The sequence below is a fragment of the Streptomyces sp. XH2 genome, assembly GCF_049725035.1.
Taxonomy (GTDB): Bacteria; Actinomycetota; Actinomycetes; order Streptomycetales; family Streptomycetaceae; genus Streptomyces; species Streptomyces roseoverticillatus.
Map to the genome: position 1 here is coordinate 237,470 of NZ_JBMMMZ010000001.1, position 16,311 is coordinate 253,780.

Here is a 16,311-nt window from a genome sequence, read left to right on the forward strand (position 1 = left end):
ACCGTTCACTTCAGCCAGTGCAGGCAGCGGCGGGCGAGGTCGGTGACCGAGGTGCTGTTGACGATCTCCAGCATGGGCAGGGTGCAGCCGAGCCGCTTCTGGAGGGCCGTCATGAGTTCGGCGCCCATGAGGGAGTCCACGCCCAGCTCCGTCAGGGAGCGGTCGAGGGCCAGCCGGTCGGGGGACGTCTGGAGGATGTCGGCGAGGGTGTGGGTGAGGACGTCGGTGATCAGGGCGAGGGCGGTCTCGGGGGTGGCCTCGGCCAGCCGGCGGGCGAGGGTCTCGTCGCCGTCGCAGGTGCCGTGGTCCGCGGGCAGGACGGTGCTGAAGCGGGCGGCGGCCGGCACCAGTTGCCGTGCCCGGTCCCAGTCGATGTCGGCGAGGACGGCCACGTCGTCGCCCCGGGTCAGGAGGGTGCCCAGCGGTTCGAGGAGTTCGGCGGCCGGTACGGGGGGCAGGCCGATCGTGCTGAGGTAGGCGGTCATGTCGTTGCGGGCGGCGTGGCCGGTGTCGGCGACCGCGCCCCAGCCGACGGCCAGGGCCGGCCGCCCGGCCCGGCGGCGGGCTCTGGCCAGGGCTTCCAGGTAGACGTTGGCGGCCGCGTAGTTGCTCTGATGGAGGTTGCCGGTGAGCCCGGTGACGGAGGAGTGCAGCAGGAACAGGGTGAGGTCGCGGTCGCGGGTCAGCTCGTCCAGTACGGACGCGCCCGCCGCCTTGGGGGCCAGGACGTGGCGCAGGCTCTCGTCGGTGAGGTCCATCAGGGGTCCGTCGTCGTAGACCGCCGCCGCGTGGACGACGCCGCGCAAGGGGTGTTCGCGGGTGTCGGCCTCGGCCAGGACCGCGCGCATCGCATCGGCGTCGGCGGCGTCCGCGGCGTGCGTGGTGACGTGCACGCCCTGCCGGTGCAGTGTGTCGAGGAGTGCGGGCGCCTCGGGGGTGCCGGCCCCGCGCCGGCCGGTCAGTGCCAGACGGCGTGCTCCGTGCCGGGCCAGCCACTGGGCCGTGGCCGCGCCGAAGCCGGCCAGGCCGCCGGTGACGAGGTAGGTCGCCTCCGGGTCCAGCGCGGGCGGCTCGGGCTGCTGCTCGACCTGCGGGGCGGACTCCAGGGAGATGACGACCTTGCCGATGTGGCGTGAGTGCTGGAGGGTCTCGAAGGCGTCGGTGATCCGGTCGGCGGGGTAGACGTGGTGCAGGATGGGCCCGTAGACGCCCTCGCGCACCCGCCGCGCGATCTCCGGGCCCTCGACTGCGGCGATCTCCGGGTGCTGGGTGAGGAGTTCGTGGATGTCGCCGACCGCCGACAGCGTGAGGTTGTTGAGGAAGGGTCGCAGCAGCAGCGGGGTGTTGCCGTAGAGGTCGCGTTTGCCGAGCTCGATGAAGCGGCCGCCGCTGCGCAGGGATTCCAGTCCGCGGCTGATGGCCTCGCCGGCGAGCGAGTTGAGGACGACGTCGACTCCCCGGCCGCCGGTGAGGTCCTTCACCTGGTGGGCGAAGTCCAGGGACCGCGAGTCCAGGACGTGCCGGACGCCGAGCAGGCGGAGCAGGTCCCGCTTGGCGGGGGTGCCGGCGGTGGCGATGACGTGGGCGCCGGCGTGGGCGGCGTACTGCAGGGTGGCCAGGCCGACGCCGCCGGCCGCGCCGTGCACGAGGACGGTCTCGCCGGGTTCGAGGCGGGCGAGGCGGTGCAGGCTGTGGTGGACGGTGAGGTAGACGCCGGGCAGCGTGGCGGCCTGGCAGAAGTCCATGCCGTCGGGCATGCGGCCGGTGAGGTGTTCCTGGACGGTGGCGTGCGAGGCCAGCATGTCGGCGCCGAAGCCGAAGACGCGGTCCCCGACCGCGAACCGGGTGACGCGGGATCCGACGGCCGTGACCACACCCGCGCACTCCAGGCCGAGGCCCGGCTCCTTGCCGCGCGCCTCGCCGGCGCGCGGGGTGCTCAGCGGGATGAGGTCGAGGGACTGCAGGACGTCCCGGTAGTTGAGCGCGGCGGCCCGTACGGAGACGAGTACCTCGTCCGGTCCGGGCCGGGGCGCCCGGGCGGGAACCCAGGCCAGGCGGTAGTGGCGGCCCGGTGCGCGCAGCCGCAGGGCGAAGGAGGTTCCCCGGGGTGCGGGTGCGGTGGTGGTGAGGGCGGGGCGGGCGTGGATCCGGGGCACGAAGCGTCCGGAGGGGGTGAGCAGGATCTCGTCCTCGGTGGTGGGGTCGGCGAGTTCCGCGGCCAGGCGGGCGGCGTCCGCCTCGGGGTTGCCGCCGCGTTCGAGGGAGATGCGGCGTACGGCCAGTTGCGGGTGTTCGCTGCCGATGCAGCGGGCCGCTCCCCACAGCGTCGCGGCCTGCGGGGCGAGGGGGCGTTCGGGGGCCGGCAGGGCTCCGGTCGGGGGTGTGGCCAGCCACAGGGCGATGTCGCTGCGCCGGGCGGCGGAGGTGACCAGGGCGCGCAGCGCCGCGAGACGGTGCACGGCACGGCCGGTGTCCAGGGGGGCGGGTTCCGTGCCGTCTGTGCCGGGGCCTTCGGCGTCGAGGAGCAGGACGACCCCGAGGTCACCGGGGTGCTCGTCGAGCAGGGCCGACCAGTGGGCCGGTTCCGTGGCGGGCGCGGCACGGCGGGCCCCGAGCTGCGAGGCGAGGGCGTCGGCGAGCGGGTCGCCGTCGGATTCGGCGGCGACGATCCAGGAGCCGGACGGCTGGGCGGGCACGGCTGCGGGGGCCGGTTGGGGGCGGTGCGGCCGCTGGGCGAGGAGCAGGAAGGAGTCGCCGTGTCCGATGGTGAGGGGGTGGGCGTATCCGGCTTCCGAAAGGACCTTCTTCCACGCGCCGGGGGCCAGCAGTGGTCCCGAGGGGCGCAGGCCGGTGTCGTGGCGGGTCCAGAAGCCGGGCAGGAGGCCGTAGAGCAGGGCCCATGCGGCGGGGTCGTGGGTCTCGGTCGCGAGGAGGTGGCCGTCGTCGGCGAGGAGCGTGCCGAGGTGGGCGAGTGAGCGGCGCAGGTCGCTCGCGGTGTGCAGGGCGTGTCCGGCGATCACGAGGTCGAAGCCGGCTTCGGGCAGTCCTTGCTCCAGGGGGTCCTGGTCGAGGTCCAGCGTCCGGTAGGTGACGAAGTCGTGGGGGCGGAAGTGCCGTTGGGCGCGGGGGAAGAAGGTGTCGGAGACGTCGGTGCAGACGTACTGCGTGCGGTCGGGCGGGAGGAGGGGCAAGAGGGACGCGGTGGTGCCGCCGCTGCCGGCGCCGACCTCCAGGACGCGCAGCGGCCGGTCGGCGGGCCAGCCGGCGACGACGCTCTCCAGGGCCGCGCGCAGGGCCTGGAGCCCGAAGCGCACCATGCCTCCCCCGGCGTGGAGTTCTTCCAGCAGCGGCCGGTGGGTCGCCGTGTGGAGGACGTCCGCGGCGTCGAGGCGCCCGCGCAGCACGTCGGGCAGCCGTGAGCCGCACGTGCCGAGCAGGGCGATCTCCACGGCGAGGCCGGGGTGACGGCGGCCGAGTTCGCGGACGCGTTCCTGCGGGGCCGGGGTGCGCACGATGCGCCACCGGTCTTCCTCGGTGCCCGGTGACGCCACGGGCGCGGCCAGGCCGTGGGCGCACGCCGTGTCCAGCAGCGTGTCGAGCAGCTTCGCGCAGGGGGCGATCACGCCCGCGTCGAGGAGCTCGGTCTTGGTGAAGGCACCGGGTCCGGGAAGCAGGCCCTCGACGGCGGCCGCCCCGAAGTGCGCCGTCAGTTCCCTGGCCGCGTCGAAGACATGGGCGGTCCCGTCCGCATCGTGCAGGAGGTCGCGGCACGCGTCGGCGACGGCGGCGGGGCCGGGCAGCGGGCTGGGGCCGAGGTCCTGGCCGGGGCGGCAGGCCGCCCTCATGACGGTGAGGTGGTGCCGGGCGCCGGTGGCCCCCGGCCGGTCGAAGCGGCGCAGCCGCACGCCTTCCAGGGACAGGCAGACCTGGCCGTCGGGGTCGAGGACGGTGAGGTCGAGGAGCGATTCGCGCGCGGAGCGGGCCCGGAGGCGGGCGTGGAAGTGTCCTTCGGCGGGCAGCGGCCGCCAGGCGCGTACGCGGTCGAGGGACGCGGGCAGGCAGGGCTCGCCCTGGACGGCCAGGTCCTCCAGCAGGACGAGGCCGGTCTGGACCGCTCCGTCCAGCAGGGCGGGGTGCGCCTCGTAGCCGGACAGGTCGGCGCGGGTGGTGTAGCGGGTCAGGGACTCGTCCGGGCCGATGTGCAGGTCCTCGCCGAGCACCAGGAAGTCGGGGCCGTAGGAGACGCCGACGCGTTCGATCATCCGGTAGAACTCCTCGGCGGTCCACCGGTCCGGCAGGCGGGCGGCGACGCGGCCGATGTCGACCGGTTCCGGGCGGGGTTCGAGGAGCCGGCGGACGCGTCCGCGCGCGTGCTCCTGCCAGGCGTCGCCGCCCTCGCCGCGGCCGGCGATGCGGATCAGGCCGTCGTCCGCCGACAGCGTCGTCTGGATCCGCAGCTCGCGGTCGTTCTCGAACGGCAGGACCAGCGCACGGGGGATGGTGAGGTCGGTGACCTCCACGGCGCTGTCCCAGGCCCGCCGCCCGGCTGCCAGCGCCATCTCCGTGAAGCCCGTCGCGGGCATGAGCACGGCGCCGGCGATGCGGTGGCCTTCGAGCCAGGGGGCGCGTGCGGGGTCGAAGAGGCCGTGCCAGGAGGGGTCGGCCAGGTCCGCGCGCTCGCCCAGCAGCGGATGGTCGGCGGAGCCGTCGCCGCAGCGGCGGGCCCAGGCGCCGGGTTCGCCGTTCCAGTGGCGCTCGCGCTCCCAGGGGTAGGCCGGCAGGTCCACCACCCGGCCGGGCCGGGGGAAGAAGGACGCCTCCGTGCCGGTCCCCGCCGCCACCAGGTGGCTGAGGGCGGCGCGCATCGCGGACGGGCCGGGGGCCTGCCGGCTCAGGGTGGGCACGACGGTGGGCCGGGGGCCGGCCCCCCGCCGCCGGAGGTAGCCGCGGAGCACGGGGGGGGGGGCGACCACGACGAAGACCTCCCACCCCCCGTCCCTCAGGTGGGCGACGGCCGGCGCGAACTGCACGGTCCTGCGCAGGTTCTGCCACCAGTAGTCGGCGTCCATCTCGGTGCCGGTCAGCACGGTGCCCGTGGTGGCCGACGCGTACGGGGTGTGCGCCCGGTGCGCCTTGACCCCGGCCAGGGCCGTCACCAGCCGGTCCGCGAGCCCGTCCATGGCATGGCTGTGGAAGGCGTAGTCCAGGCCCAGGTCCTGGAAGAAGATCCCCTGCTGCGTCAGTTCCCGCCCCAGCTCGGCCAGGGCGGTCTTGTCGCCGCTGACGGTCACGTCCCGCGCGGTGTTGACCCCCGCGATCTCCAGCCGCCCGGCGTACGGCTCCAGCAGCCGCCCGGCGCTGCGCTCGTCCGCGCCGACCGCCGCCATGCCCCAGTCGCCGGCCGTCGACTGCTGTGCGCGCGAGCGCTCCACCACCACCTGCGCCGCGTCGTCCAGTTCGAGCACGCCCGCGGCCCAGGCCGCCGCCATCTCGCCGGAGCTGTGCCCGACGACTCCGGCCGGACGGACGCCGCACGCCCGCAGCAGCTCGACCAGCCCCACCTGCACGGCGAACATCAGCGGCTGGGCGACGTCCGTGCGGTCGGGCGGCCCTCCCCGGGCCAGTTCCTCCCCCACGGACCAGCCGAGGAGCGGGCGCAGCGCGTCGTCCGCCTCGGCCACCGCGGCCCGGAAGACGGGCTCGGCCGCCAGCAGGTCCGCGCCCATGCCCGCCCATTGCGCGCCGTTGCCGGAGAAGGCCAGCGCGACGCTCCCCCGCTCGGCGGCGGTCGCCGTGGCGCCGGCGAAGTGCTGCTCTCCGGTCACCAGGCCGCGCAGCAGGGATGCCGCCTCGGCGGGGGTGCCGGCCAGGACGGCCGCGCGGTGGGCGTGGTGGCCGCGCCGGCAGGCGGCGGTGTAGGCCAGGTCGTAGAAGTCCCGGTCCGTGCAGGTGTCGAGCCGCTGTGCCATGCGCTCGGCCGCGGCGGCGGCCGCTTCGGGGGTACGGGCGGACACGACGACCGGCAGGGGGCTCGTAGCCGGCGCGTCTTCCCGTACGCCGTCCTGCACCCCTTCCCGTACGGTTGCGGTCTCCTGCGCGCCTTCGCGTACGGTCTCCCGCGCGCCTTCCCGTTCGCGTACGGTCTCCTGCCCGCCTTCGCGCTGTCCGGGCAGCGTGGTGACGATGACGTGCGCGTTGGCGCCGCCGAAGCCGAAGGAGTTCACGCCGGCCACGGCCCGTCCGCTGGGGGGCTGCTCCAGCACACGGTGCTCGGTGGCGGGGGCCAGCTGCAGTCCGTCGAAGTCGATCGCGGGGTTGAGCGGGAGAGCGTGCAGGTTCGCCGGGACCCGGCCGTGCCGGAGGACCAGCATGGCCTTGAACAGTCCCGCCATGCCCGATGCGGGTTCCAGGTGGCCCATGTTGCTCTTGACCGATCCCACGGGCAGCGGCCGGCCCGGAGCGCGCCGGGTGCCCAGGGCCCGCCCGACGGCCCGGCACTCCGCGGGATCCCCGATGGGGGTGCCGGTGCCGTGCAGCTCCAGATAGGCGACGTCGTCGGCGTCGACGCGCGCCCGCTCGTACACCTCGCGCAGCAGCGCTTCCTGGGCGTCCGCACTGGGCTGTGCCAGGCCGGGGGTGCGGCCGTCGGTGTTGACGCCGCTCCCCAGGATGACCGCGTGCACCCGGTCGCCGTCCGCCACGGCGCGGGACAGCCCCTTGAGGACCACCAGGCCTCCGCCCTCCGCCCGCGCGTACCCGTCCGCCGCGGCGGAGAACGTGCGGCAGCGCCCGGTGGGAGAGAGCATCGACGCCTTGGCGAACCCGACGTACTCGAAGGGGCTCAGCAGGGCGTGAACACCGCCGGCCAGGGCCGTGTCGCACCGGCCGGTGCGCAGTGACTCGCAGGCGTGGTGCAGGGCGACGAGGGCCGAGGAACAGGCCGTGTCCACCGCGAGGCTGGGGCCGCGCAGGTCCAGGAAGTGCGAGACGCGGTTGGCGACGTTCGACGTGGCACCACCCGTCATGGTGTAGGCGTCGGTGGACCGCTCCTCCAGCCCCTGCAGCACCGCGAAGGACGGGCTGGAGACGCCTGCGTAGACGGCGGTGCCGGATCCGGCGAGCGACGCGGCCGCGATGCCCGCGTCGTCCAGGGCCTCCACCGCCATTTCCAGGAAGATCCGTTGCTGGGGGTCCGTGCGGGATGCTTCACGGGGCGACATTCCGAAGTAGGCGGCGTCGAACCCGTGGATGTCGTCGAGGAATCCGCCCGCGAGGGTGTAGGTCTTCGCCGGACGCCAGGGCACCGGGTCGAACCACCGGCCCGGATCGAACCGGTCGGCAGGGAGTTCCGCGACCAGGTCCCGCCCTTCGGTGAGCGCGGACCACAACCCGTCCAAATTGGTGATCCCGCCCGGCAGCCGGCATGCGGCGCCCACTACGGCGATGGCGCCGGACGTGTCGAAGTGCGTCATGGAAAACTCCTCGCCGAGGGTGCGCATGAGATGTCCGGAGAGCGCCCGGAGGTAAATCGGGTTATCCCGGCTCACTCTCGTAGAGAAGTCAACGATTCAGAAGCGTGAGCGTTTCGGATCAACTCATCCCGATTCGGCGTGCCATTCTGTCCTGTGTTTCACGGACGGCAATCCGGGCGACGCGCGGGCCCGGTGACCCCGCATCAACCGTGCATCAACCGCACATCAGCCACGCGCCAGCCGCGCGTCATACGAAGAAACCGGAAACCGGATACGGGATACCCGGTGCTGCTGCCCGACGTCTGAACGGTGAAGCACATGCCAGCCTCCACGAACACCACGGCGAGGGAATACGGCCCGACGGGGCGGATCGGCGCCACGGCCGCCCGGCACGGCCGGCTGGTGATGTGGGTATGGGTCGCGCTCATCGCGGCGTCGGCCGTTCTTCTGCCCCTGCAGCTGGGCCGGCTGAGCATTCCGTCCACCGCCATGGGGGATTCCCCCGCCCTGCGGGCCGCCGAATTGATTACCCGGGGATTTCCGCGGCTGGGCTCCGAGCAGATGATGCTGGCCTTCGACTCACCGCGGTGGCAGAGCACCGACCCCGCCTATCAAAAGGCGGTGTCCTCGACCGCCCGCGCGCTCGTCGACCGGGCAGGGGTGGGCACGGTGTTGCCGGTGCCCACGGTCACCGGGCAGAACTCCCATCACGTCTATGTGTCCATCGGTGTCACGGGGGACGAATCCGTGCGCCAGCGGCGGCTTCCGCACGTGCAGGACGTGGCCTACCGCACGGCACGCGAAGCGTCCGGCGGCCGCGTCACCGTGGCCGTCGTGGGACTCACGCCCGTACTGGCCGAACTGATCCACGCCGATGTGCGGGACCTGCGGTTCGTGGAGATCGTCACCGTACCCACGGCCGTGCTGCTCCTCGCCTTCGGCCTCGGGTCGCTGGGGGCCGCCGTGGTGCCCCTCGTGGTCGCCGTGTCGACCATCCTGGTGAGCACGGGCGCGCTGATGGCGATGAGCCTGGTGACACAGGTCGACACGACGATGCTGACCCTGGCGTCGAGCGTCGGCCTGGGTCTCGGGCTCGACTACGCCCTGCTGATCCTGCTGCGCTACCGGCAGGCCCGCTCGCGCGGCCGGACTCCTCTCGAAGCGACCGCCCGTGCCACCGCCACGGCAGGCACCACCGTCTCCTGGTGCGCGCTGGTGGTCGTGACCACCAGCGCGGCCCTTCTGATCATTCCGGCGCGGAACGTGCGCCTGCTGGCCCTCGGCGCGATGATCGCCACCGGCATCACGCTCTGCGCCGCACTGACCTTGCTGCCCGCCCTGCTGCCGCGCCTCGACCCCTGGCTGGACCGGGGCCGTCTGCGGCGGCGGAACGGGCCCTCGCATGCGCCGAAGCCCGGGGTACGGGGAACGGCCGGGCCGCCGGCGCATCCCGGGACGGGAGCGAAGACGACCGGTGCGGAGGCGCGGACCGGCACGGACGGGTGGTGGACCCGCTGGACGCTGCATCTGATGCGACGGCCGTGGCCCTACCTCCTCTCGGCCCTCACCGTGCTGGTCCTGGCCGCCACCCCCGTCCTGGGCATCCGCCTGGGACTGCACTACGACCGCACGGCCCTCGCGCACACCACGACGGGCCAGGGCCTGCTCCGGATGGAGCACGACCACCTGGCCAGCGTGACCGTCCTCGCCCTCCCCCACCCGCCGGGTGCTCCCCCCGTGGACACCACGGCCCTGGCCACCGCACTGCACGCCGACCCACGCGTCGCTCTGGCCAGCGCGCTGGACAACGGCAAGGACCTCACCGTGCTCGCGGTCGGGGAACGCAACGCCCCCGACAGCACGGCCTCCACCTCCCTGCTGAACGACATCCACCGGCTCGCGCCGCGGCTGCTCCCCGCGGGGCAGCGCGTGCTCGTCGCCGGGCCCACCGCCGCGCTCGCCGATCTCAAGAGCGCGGCGGTCACCGGCCTGTGGCAGGTGATCGGAATCGTCCTGGCCGCCTCGTTCGTCCTGCTCCTGGTCGTCTTCCGGAGCGTACTGATCCCCCTCAAAGCGATCGCCATGAACGTCCTGGCCGTCGGCGCCGCGTTCGGTGTGCTCACCCTGGTGTCCGGAGGGACGCCGGCGGGGGGCGGGGGCACGGGGAGCGGGACGGCAGGGGACGGGATCGCAGGCGGCGGGGTCAACGTCCTGATCCCGCTGCTGGCCTTCGCCCTGGTCTTCGGCCTGTCCATGGACTACGAGGTCTTCCTCGTCCACCGCATCGCCGAGCACTACCACCGCAGCGGCGACAACGCCCGTGCAGTCGCCCACGGGTTGCAGCACACGGCGCGGACCATCACGCTCGCCGCAGCGGTCATGGTGGTCACGTTCGCAGGCCTGCTCACCACCCACCGCCAGGACTTCCAGCAGATGGGCCTGACCGTCGCCGCCGCCATCGCCATCGACGTCACCGTCATCCGCATCGTCCTGGTGCCCTCCCTCATGCGGCTGCTCGGCCACCGCAACTGGTGGCTCCCGCACGGGCTGACACGCCTGCTCCCCGCCCCGAGACGCACCGGAGCGCACGTGTTCCCGGACTCCGCGGCCTTCCCCCTCGTCTCTCCCCGCACGAACCACGCGTCACGGACAGGGGCACTCACAGAGGAGCAAGGATGACCTTTCGCGTTCCGGCCGGTCTCACCGGTCTCACCCGCAGGCCCTGGCGTACGCCGGTGGCGGTCGCCACCGCCGCGGTCGTGGCCACGGCCCACCTGCTGCTGACCACACAGTCCGCGGACGGCGCCGGCCCCCGGGCCCGCCTGCCCGAACAGCACCAGCGGCCGGCCGCCTTGACCTGCGCCGTCAGCACCCTTCGGGATCACCCGGTGACCTTCACCCCTCCCCTGAGCCAGATCCCGCGCACGGTCACCGTGAGCGGCGCGATGGCGCTGACCGACTGTGCGGCGCACGACAGGTCCGTGGCGGGCGTGCGCTCGGGCCTCTTCACCTTCCACGGCAGCGCCCAGGCCGTCTGCACCGGGGCACAGGCCGTCGCCGGTCAGGGCCTGGTCACCTGGTACGGCGCGGGCGGGCGCACCATCGGCTCCTCGACCCTGAAGCCGTCCCTCCACCACATCACCAGTTACAACCCCGGCGATGCCCTGCTGGCGGGAACCGTCGCCCGGGGCACGCTGGCGGGCGCGCGCGTCTCCGGGAGCGCCACACCCACCAGTGATGTCAGCGGCTGCGTGCTGGGCGGGCTGCGCGCGCTCCACGGCAGGGGGACGGTGGCGTTCCTGCGCTGAGACGGGCTTGCCGGTGGCACTGCGCGAGGACTGAAACCAGTTCGGCGGAACGTTCGCCAATGCGCACTGGGCGGTGGCGTCCGGGGAGGGCCCCATCGAGTGGACGGTCTTCTCGAAGCAGGACGCGCCTATGACTCGGCGGCGGCCTGGACGTCGCCGTGGACGCCGGTCGCGCCGGTCGCCCGCAGTGCCGACGCGGCCCCGGCGCGGTCGCCATGCTGTCCCGGAAGGGCCGAGATCGCCTCGGCCACGCCGGCGATCACGGCCTCGTCGACCTCCGCGTCACCGAACGCCTCCCGGAGGGAGTCGAGGCGCGACCGCAGCCTGACCGGCTCCAGAGCGAGGCGCTGCCGCGGCGTATCGAGCGCCGGGATGCTCAAGACCACGGCCTCTGCTGCCGATTCCTCGGGCTGGGAGCGTGGCGGAGCGGGTGCCGAGGCGGCGTGAGAGCGGGCTTCGGCTTCGGCCAGGTACCAGAGGTTGTCGAAGTGGTTGGACACGGCATCGACCTGTGCCGAGGAGACGTTCCGCACCCGCTCGGCCAGGTAGACGACCAGCGCGTCCACCACGCCGGACATGGGCAGTCGCTTGCTGGAGAACGCGTTGTAGATCGTGGTCCGGGAAGCCCCCGGCACGTTCTTGAGCCCCTTCACCATCGTCGTCAGCGAGGGGCACTTGGCCACCAGGTGGAGCTCGTGCAGGGCGTCGTTCAGCGCCCGGTGCATCCTGTGCGGAATGTCCGGCTTGCTCAGACGTCCGGCCCGCCCCACCGTGCACCTCCATCCGCGTCCGTTCAACTGCGTTCAGCGATGTTCTCACGTGACCTCAACTTGCGTCACACCATGGCGACTTCTTGCCTGTCACAGCCCGTGCCGGCCCGCTCCATCGGCCCCGGGTACTGCCGCGCCGAAGGTGGTCACGAGCACAGCACAGCAGCCGAATCGTGAGGAGCCGCCATGCACAGGAGATCGACGCAGACCACCCTCCGCCGTCTGGCTCGAACCGCCGTGTTCAGCGTTGTACGCGGTGCCGCGTACGCCTGCGGGGCCGCGGCGATCGCCGGCCTCGAATGGTGGGCCGAAAAGATCTTCTAGGGGGCCGGACAGGATCGGTGCCGGATCGCCCGCGGACGGGTCAGAGCTTGCGCGGGGTCTCCGTATCGACCCGGGGCAGGATGAGGACGCCCCACGTGACCAGTACCGCCCCCACGGCCTCCGGTAGCAGCCACCACCCGGTGCGGGCCCGTTCCCCGTAGACGAGCATGCCGAGGGCGAGGCTGACCAGGGCCTCGCCCAGGGTGAGGGCGGGCTGGGAGGCGATCAGCGGGCCGGACTCCATGGCATTGGCCAGGAGGAAGAGCGCGCAGGCGCCGCCGGCGACGAAGCCGTAGAACTGCCAGGCAGTGAGGAAGGCCGCGCCGCCGTCCCGGGCGAAGACATCGGTGGCGGCAGTCATGAGGGCGGCGGTGAGGGCGTAGCCGATGGCCGAGGCGGAGCCGAACAGGGCGGCACGGAGCCGTCCGCGGGGTCGGGGCAGTGCGGCCAGGACACAAACGGCCATGGCCCCTGTCGTGCATGCCAGGGTCAGGGCCCACAGGCCGCCGGCGACCTGGCTGTGCCCGCCGGAGGGAGCCGCCGCTGCGAGAGCGAGGCCGAGTCCCCCGGCGACCATGACCGAGGCCGCCCAGCCCGCGGCCGGGAGCGGCCGGCGGGAATGGGCGGCGGCGATGAGGAGGGTGAACGGGAGCTCAATCACCAGGATGGGCTGCACGAGGGACAAGGAGCCGAGGTTCAGGGCCAGCGCCTGGCAGGCCGCGGCGCCGACGATCACGGCGATGCCGGCGAGCCACACGGGGCGCCGCAGGAGGTGCCCGACCAGACGGACGCTGAAAGCGTCCCCGTGCGGCACCGTCACCGCGGCGATTCTCTGCAGCACCGTCCCCGAAGCGTTGCCGGCGGCCGCCAGCAGGGCGAACACCACGGAGAGCACGGCTGACACGGGCGGCTCCCTGCATCGTCGCTTCGGGCACTGGCCATGACGATCACACGGGTTGCGCGGCGCGGGAAGAAGGCGCGCGTGCCCCGCGCCCCGTGGGCAGACTCCCCGGGCCCCGTGGGCAGGCAGATGCCGCCCGGGTGCGATTCGGATGAACCCCGGAGAACTTACGGCGGGCCCCCGGCGCCGATGTACGGGGTCCGCCGTCGTTCATGCCGCGGCCCCGGTCAGCCGTAGGCGAGCGCCTCGAGCCTGTTGTAGGAGCCGTTGAAACGGTCGTGGTCACCGACGGTGGGTCCGGTGCTCGTGTGCTGCCAGAAGGTGTAGAACTCCCAGCCGTTCGGAAGCTCGCCGGAGGAGGAGCCGTAGTGCGGCACCCACAGCGGGTTGTACCGGCCGAATCCGCCGTGGTTGCCGGTGCACTTCTTCCACCACGCGGTCGAGGTGTAGATCGCCGCGTCACGCCCGGTGTGGTCCCGGTAGGCGTCGAGGAAGTCCTCGATCCAGTCGATCATCCGGCCCTTGCTCAGCCCGTAGCAGGCACTGCCGTAGGGGTTGTACTCCATGTCGAGCACGCCCGGCAGCGTCCAGCCGTCGTCCGTCCAGCCGCCGCCGTGGTGGACGAAGTAGTCGGCCTGTGCGCCGCCGCTGGAGTTGCCCGGCAGCGCGAAGTGGTACGCGCCCCGGATCATGCCCACGTCGTACGGGCCGTTGTACTGCTGGGCGAAGTTGGGGTTGGTGTAGCTGGTGCCCTCGGTCGCCTTGGCGTAGGCGAACCTGACGCCCTTGCGCCAGAGCTTGGACCAGGAGACGTTGCCGTTGTGGCTGCTGACGTCCACACCATCGACCGAGCCGCTCAGCGCGGAGCCCGGCAGGGAGCGGTCGCGCCGCGAGGGGTCCTTGGCGGACAGGTCGCGTTCGCCCTCGTGGGCGCGAATGGTCGAGCCCATCCAGTCCTGTTCGGGGTGGGCCGGACGGCTCTTGTCTCCTTCGACCGCGGCGGCGGTTCCGGGGAGAGTGACGAGCAGGGTGAGTACGGTCAGCAGGGAGAGGAGGATGGCCACCGCTGTGGGGGGATGCGGGCGGCCCGGGCCGGGGTGGTGCTCGGGCATGAGGTGCCTCCGAGGCCATGGTGGGGGGAGGGTGAGGGGATTCAACGGTCATCGCATGGGTATGACCACGTGATCTGTCCAGCTGCGGGAGTGGACGCAGCCCGTGGGAGAGGCCCGGGGCCGGTGGGTCACGGTGCCTCGCACTTGCCGCTCTTCTTCGTCAAGGCCTTGATCAGCCGGTCGCGGTTCATGGGGGAACGGCCGCTTATGCCTCCCTTGGAGGCTCGTGTGCCCGTCCACGGCGCCGTACAGGCTCACCGACTCGCTGACCAGGCCGGATGTGAGAACCCCCGACCAGACCGGTCCGGCCACGGCGGTCACCTCCTCCGGCATTCGGCTTTTCGGTGTACTGCACCACGCTCACACCTGGGCCCCGGCAGCGCACGAGGTGACAGGCAGCCGGATGACCCGTGGGGCACGCGCATCGTCGAGATCCTCGCGCGCGCATCACGCGATCACCTTCAGCAGCCGCTCGGCGAGGCTTCCAAAAGCTCGTGGGACTCGCGGGAGATGTTGCGACCTTGTGAAGAGCGTGCGAGAACTTGAGCACCGGGGTGAGGCCACGGCGTCCCTCCTCGATGAGCTGAAGAACAGGCCGCGCCGACTCGTTCGCCGATCATGTGCTCCACCATGCCCTACGGGGCGAAGGCGCGGCTCTCCACCACACCGGCGCCGCCCACGGGTGGGCAAGTCTGCTGTACGCGCTCATGACGTGGTGGGACGTCGCGAACCGGGACGCGGGGATCGGACGCAGGGTGGAACCACAGCCGCGTGGCGACGGCGCGGTGCCTCTCGAGACGGTCGATCCCGCACTCGACCGCGTGGTGCTCGCAAGTCGCTGTGCTGCCCGGCCTTCGCCACGATCGACGTGCGCTTCCGGCCCTGCTTGACGGCCAGGTGCAGGCCGATGGGCACGGCGCGCCGTGGAGTCAACGCCCAGCTCCCACGTGACCACCCCCTCCGCACCGGCCAGGGACCGGAGCCTGGTGAGGCCCCTGTGCCAGGTGCCGTCCCGCTGCCGTCGACGGAGCAGGCCGTAGCTCCGGCCCCAGGGCCCGTAACGATCCGCCGCCACATCATCCGGCGGAACAACCACGCCGCCGGTCAGCGCCTGCGCGAGCGCGTCAGCAGGGCGATGAGCGTTGCCTGATGCGGCAGGCTGGTTCACACCCGCGGTGAGCTCGCCGAACAGGCGTTTCGCCGTCGGCGAGGTGAACGCACGCTCCAGTTCCGCTCGGGCGATCCGCTTGCGGAACTCCCCTTCGTAGGAGGCGTCTCCGGCGTTGTGCATCATCTCGGTGATCCAGACCGCGAACGCCTGGTAGTTCCAGACGTGGCGCAGACAAGTCTCCGAGTAGTGATCGAGCAGGGTCGAATCGCTCTCCCGGATCCGGCGGATGACGGCGCGGGCGAACACGTCGGTGTCGTGGAGGGCGAGGTTGATCCCTTTCGCGCTCATCGGAGGGACGATGTGCGCCGCGTCTCCGAGCAGGTACAACCTGCCGTGGCTCATGGGGCTGTACACCACGCTCCGCAACGGCACGATCCGCTTGTCGACGATCGGGCCGGTCGGGACGGGGGTGCCGAAGCGGGCTTCGAGTTCGCTCCAGATGCGCTCGTCCAGCCATTGCGCGAGGGTGTCGCCGGTCGAGCACTGGAGGTGGAGCCGGCCGGCGTTCGCGCCGCGGGGGATCAGCCCGGCCAGGCCGCGGGAGTGTATCGCCATGGCTGCGGGATCGGCCGGCACGTCGGCCAGGACGCTCAGCCAGGCGTACGCGTACTCATGGGAGTGACGGGTGAGCGCGCCGGCGGGGACGCGGCCAGGGTCGCGGTCCGGCCGGGATCGGCGTGCAGGAGGGCGGTGACGGCTCGCAGCCGGTCGTCGCGCGGTTCGGGCAGGTGCAGGGACGGTTCGGGAGCCTCGGCAAGCTCATCGACCACCACCGTGAGCAGCCGCCGGTCGGCCCCGGGGCGGAACTCCGGCCGGTCGGTCCATGCCAGGAGCGCCTCCCTCAGCTGCGGGCTCACCTCGAACACGCCGGGGTACGCGGTGAGTTCGTCGCACATGTCGAGGGGGATGCCGAGCAGGCGGACGTCGGTTCGGCCGGAGAAGCGATGGGAGTGGCCGAATCCGGGCGGCGTCCACGTCACCCGGTTCGCCGGGGCGATCCAGGTCCCGCGTTCGGTCGTGGTGGCGAAGGCTCCGGCGGCGGCGTACACCAGCTGACCGTGGGTGTGGGAGTGGGCGTCCAGGTGGTAGCCGTGCGGGATCCAGGCCGCGCCACGAGGCATCTCCGCCGATGGCGTCACGGGCGCTGGAAAAGGCAGGGAGCGCTGGCGGGTTTCCGGCATCGGCCGCCAGCCCACCGGCGGCCGGCGCCCGCTCCCCGGAAATGGCCGGCAGAGCCGTTGAGACGGCCCTCG

General features: G+C 72.8%; 7 protein-coding genes and 1 pseudogene. 2 read left to right on the plus strand and 6 right to left on the minus strand.

The genetic code is table 11. The annotated features are described in order from the left end of the window. Positions 1-5: 5 nt before the first annotated feature. Complete coding sequence (locus ACOTKD_RS01065) at positions 6-7,472, minus strand: SDR family NAD(P)-dependent oxidoreductase (RefSeq protein ID WP_424886885.1); 7,467 nt, start codon at positions 7,470-7,472, stop codon at positions 6-8. A gap of 318 nt (positions 7,473-7,790) precedes the next feature. Here ACOTKD_RS01065 and ACOTKD_RS01070 point away from each other — a divergent pair, with 318 nt between their 5' ends. Beyond that, positions 7,791-10,151: an MMPL family transporter gene (locus ACOTKD_RS01070; RefSeq protein WP_424886886.1), complete on the plus strand. Its 2,361-nt coding sequence runs from the start codon at positions 7,791-7,793 to the stop codon at positions 10,149-10,151. Then, positions 10,148-10,780 carry a hypothetical protein gene (locus tag ACOTKD_RS01075; protein WP_424886887.1) on the plus strand — a complete coding sequence of 211 codons (633 nt, stop codon included), beginning with the start codon at positions 10,148-10,150 and terminating at the stop codon, positions 10,778-10,780. Before ACOTKD_RS01070 ends, ACOTKD_RS01075 begins: the two co-directional genes overlap by 4 nt. 128 nt (positions 10,781-10,908) lie before the next feature. Here the strand turns inward: ACOTKD_RS01075 and ACOTKD_RS01080 are convergent, their stop codons facing one another. The 5 genes and pseudogenes from ACOTKD_RS01080 to ACOTKD_RS01100 form a co-directional block, all read right to left on the minus strand. Next, positions 10,909-11,505, minus strand: coding sequence for a hypothetical protein (locus tag ACOTKD_RS01080; protein WP_424886888.1), 597 nt, complete (start codon positions 11,503-11,505; stop codon positions 10,909-10,911). Between the two features lie 409 nt (positions 11,506-11,914). Further along, positions 11,915-12,778, minus strand: coding sequence for a DMT family transporter (locus tag ACOTKD_RS01085; RefSeq protein ID WP_424886889.1), 864 nt, complete (start codon positions 12,776-12,778; stop codon positions 11,915-11,917). A 224-nt stretch (positions 12,779-13,002) separates the two neighbouring features. Continuing rightward, positions 13,003-13,887 (minus strand): lysozyme, encoded by an 885-nt coding sequence (locus tag ACOTKD_RS01090; protein ID WP_424886890.1) that lies wholly within the window; start codon positions 13,885-13,887, stop codon positions 13,003-13,005. Positions 13,888-15,049: 1,162 nt separating this feature from the next. Beyond that, positions 15,050-15,703 (minus strand): annotated as a pseudogene (locus ACOTKD_RS01095) (FAD-dependent monooxygenase); the annotation flags it as partial. After that, a complete protein-coding gene (locus ACOTKD_RS01100) occupies positions 15,649-16,197 on the minus strand; it encodes a hypothetical protein (RefSeq protein ID WP_424886891.1) in 549 nt (182 codons plus the stop codon). The pseudogene ACOTKD_RS01095 and the gene ACOTKD_RS01100, both read right to left, overlap by 55 nt. Positions 16,198-16,311 lie beyond the last annotated feature (114 nt).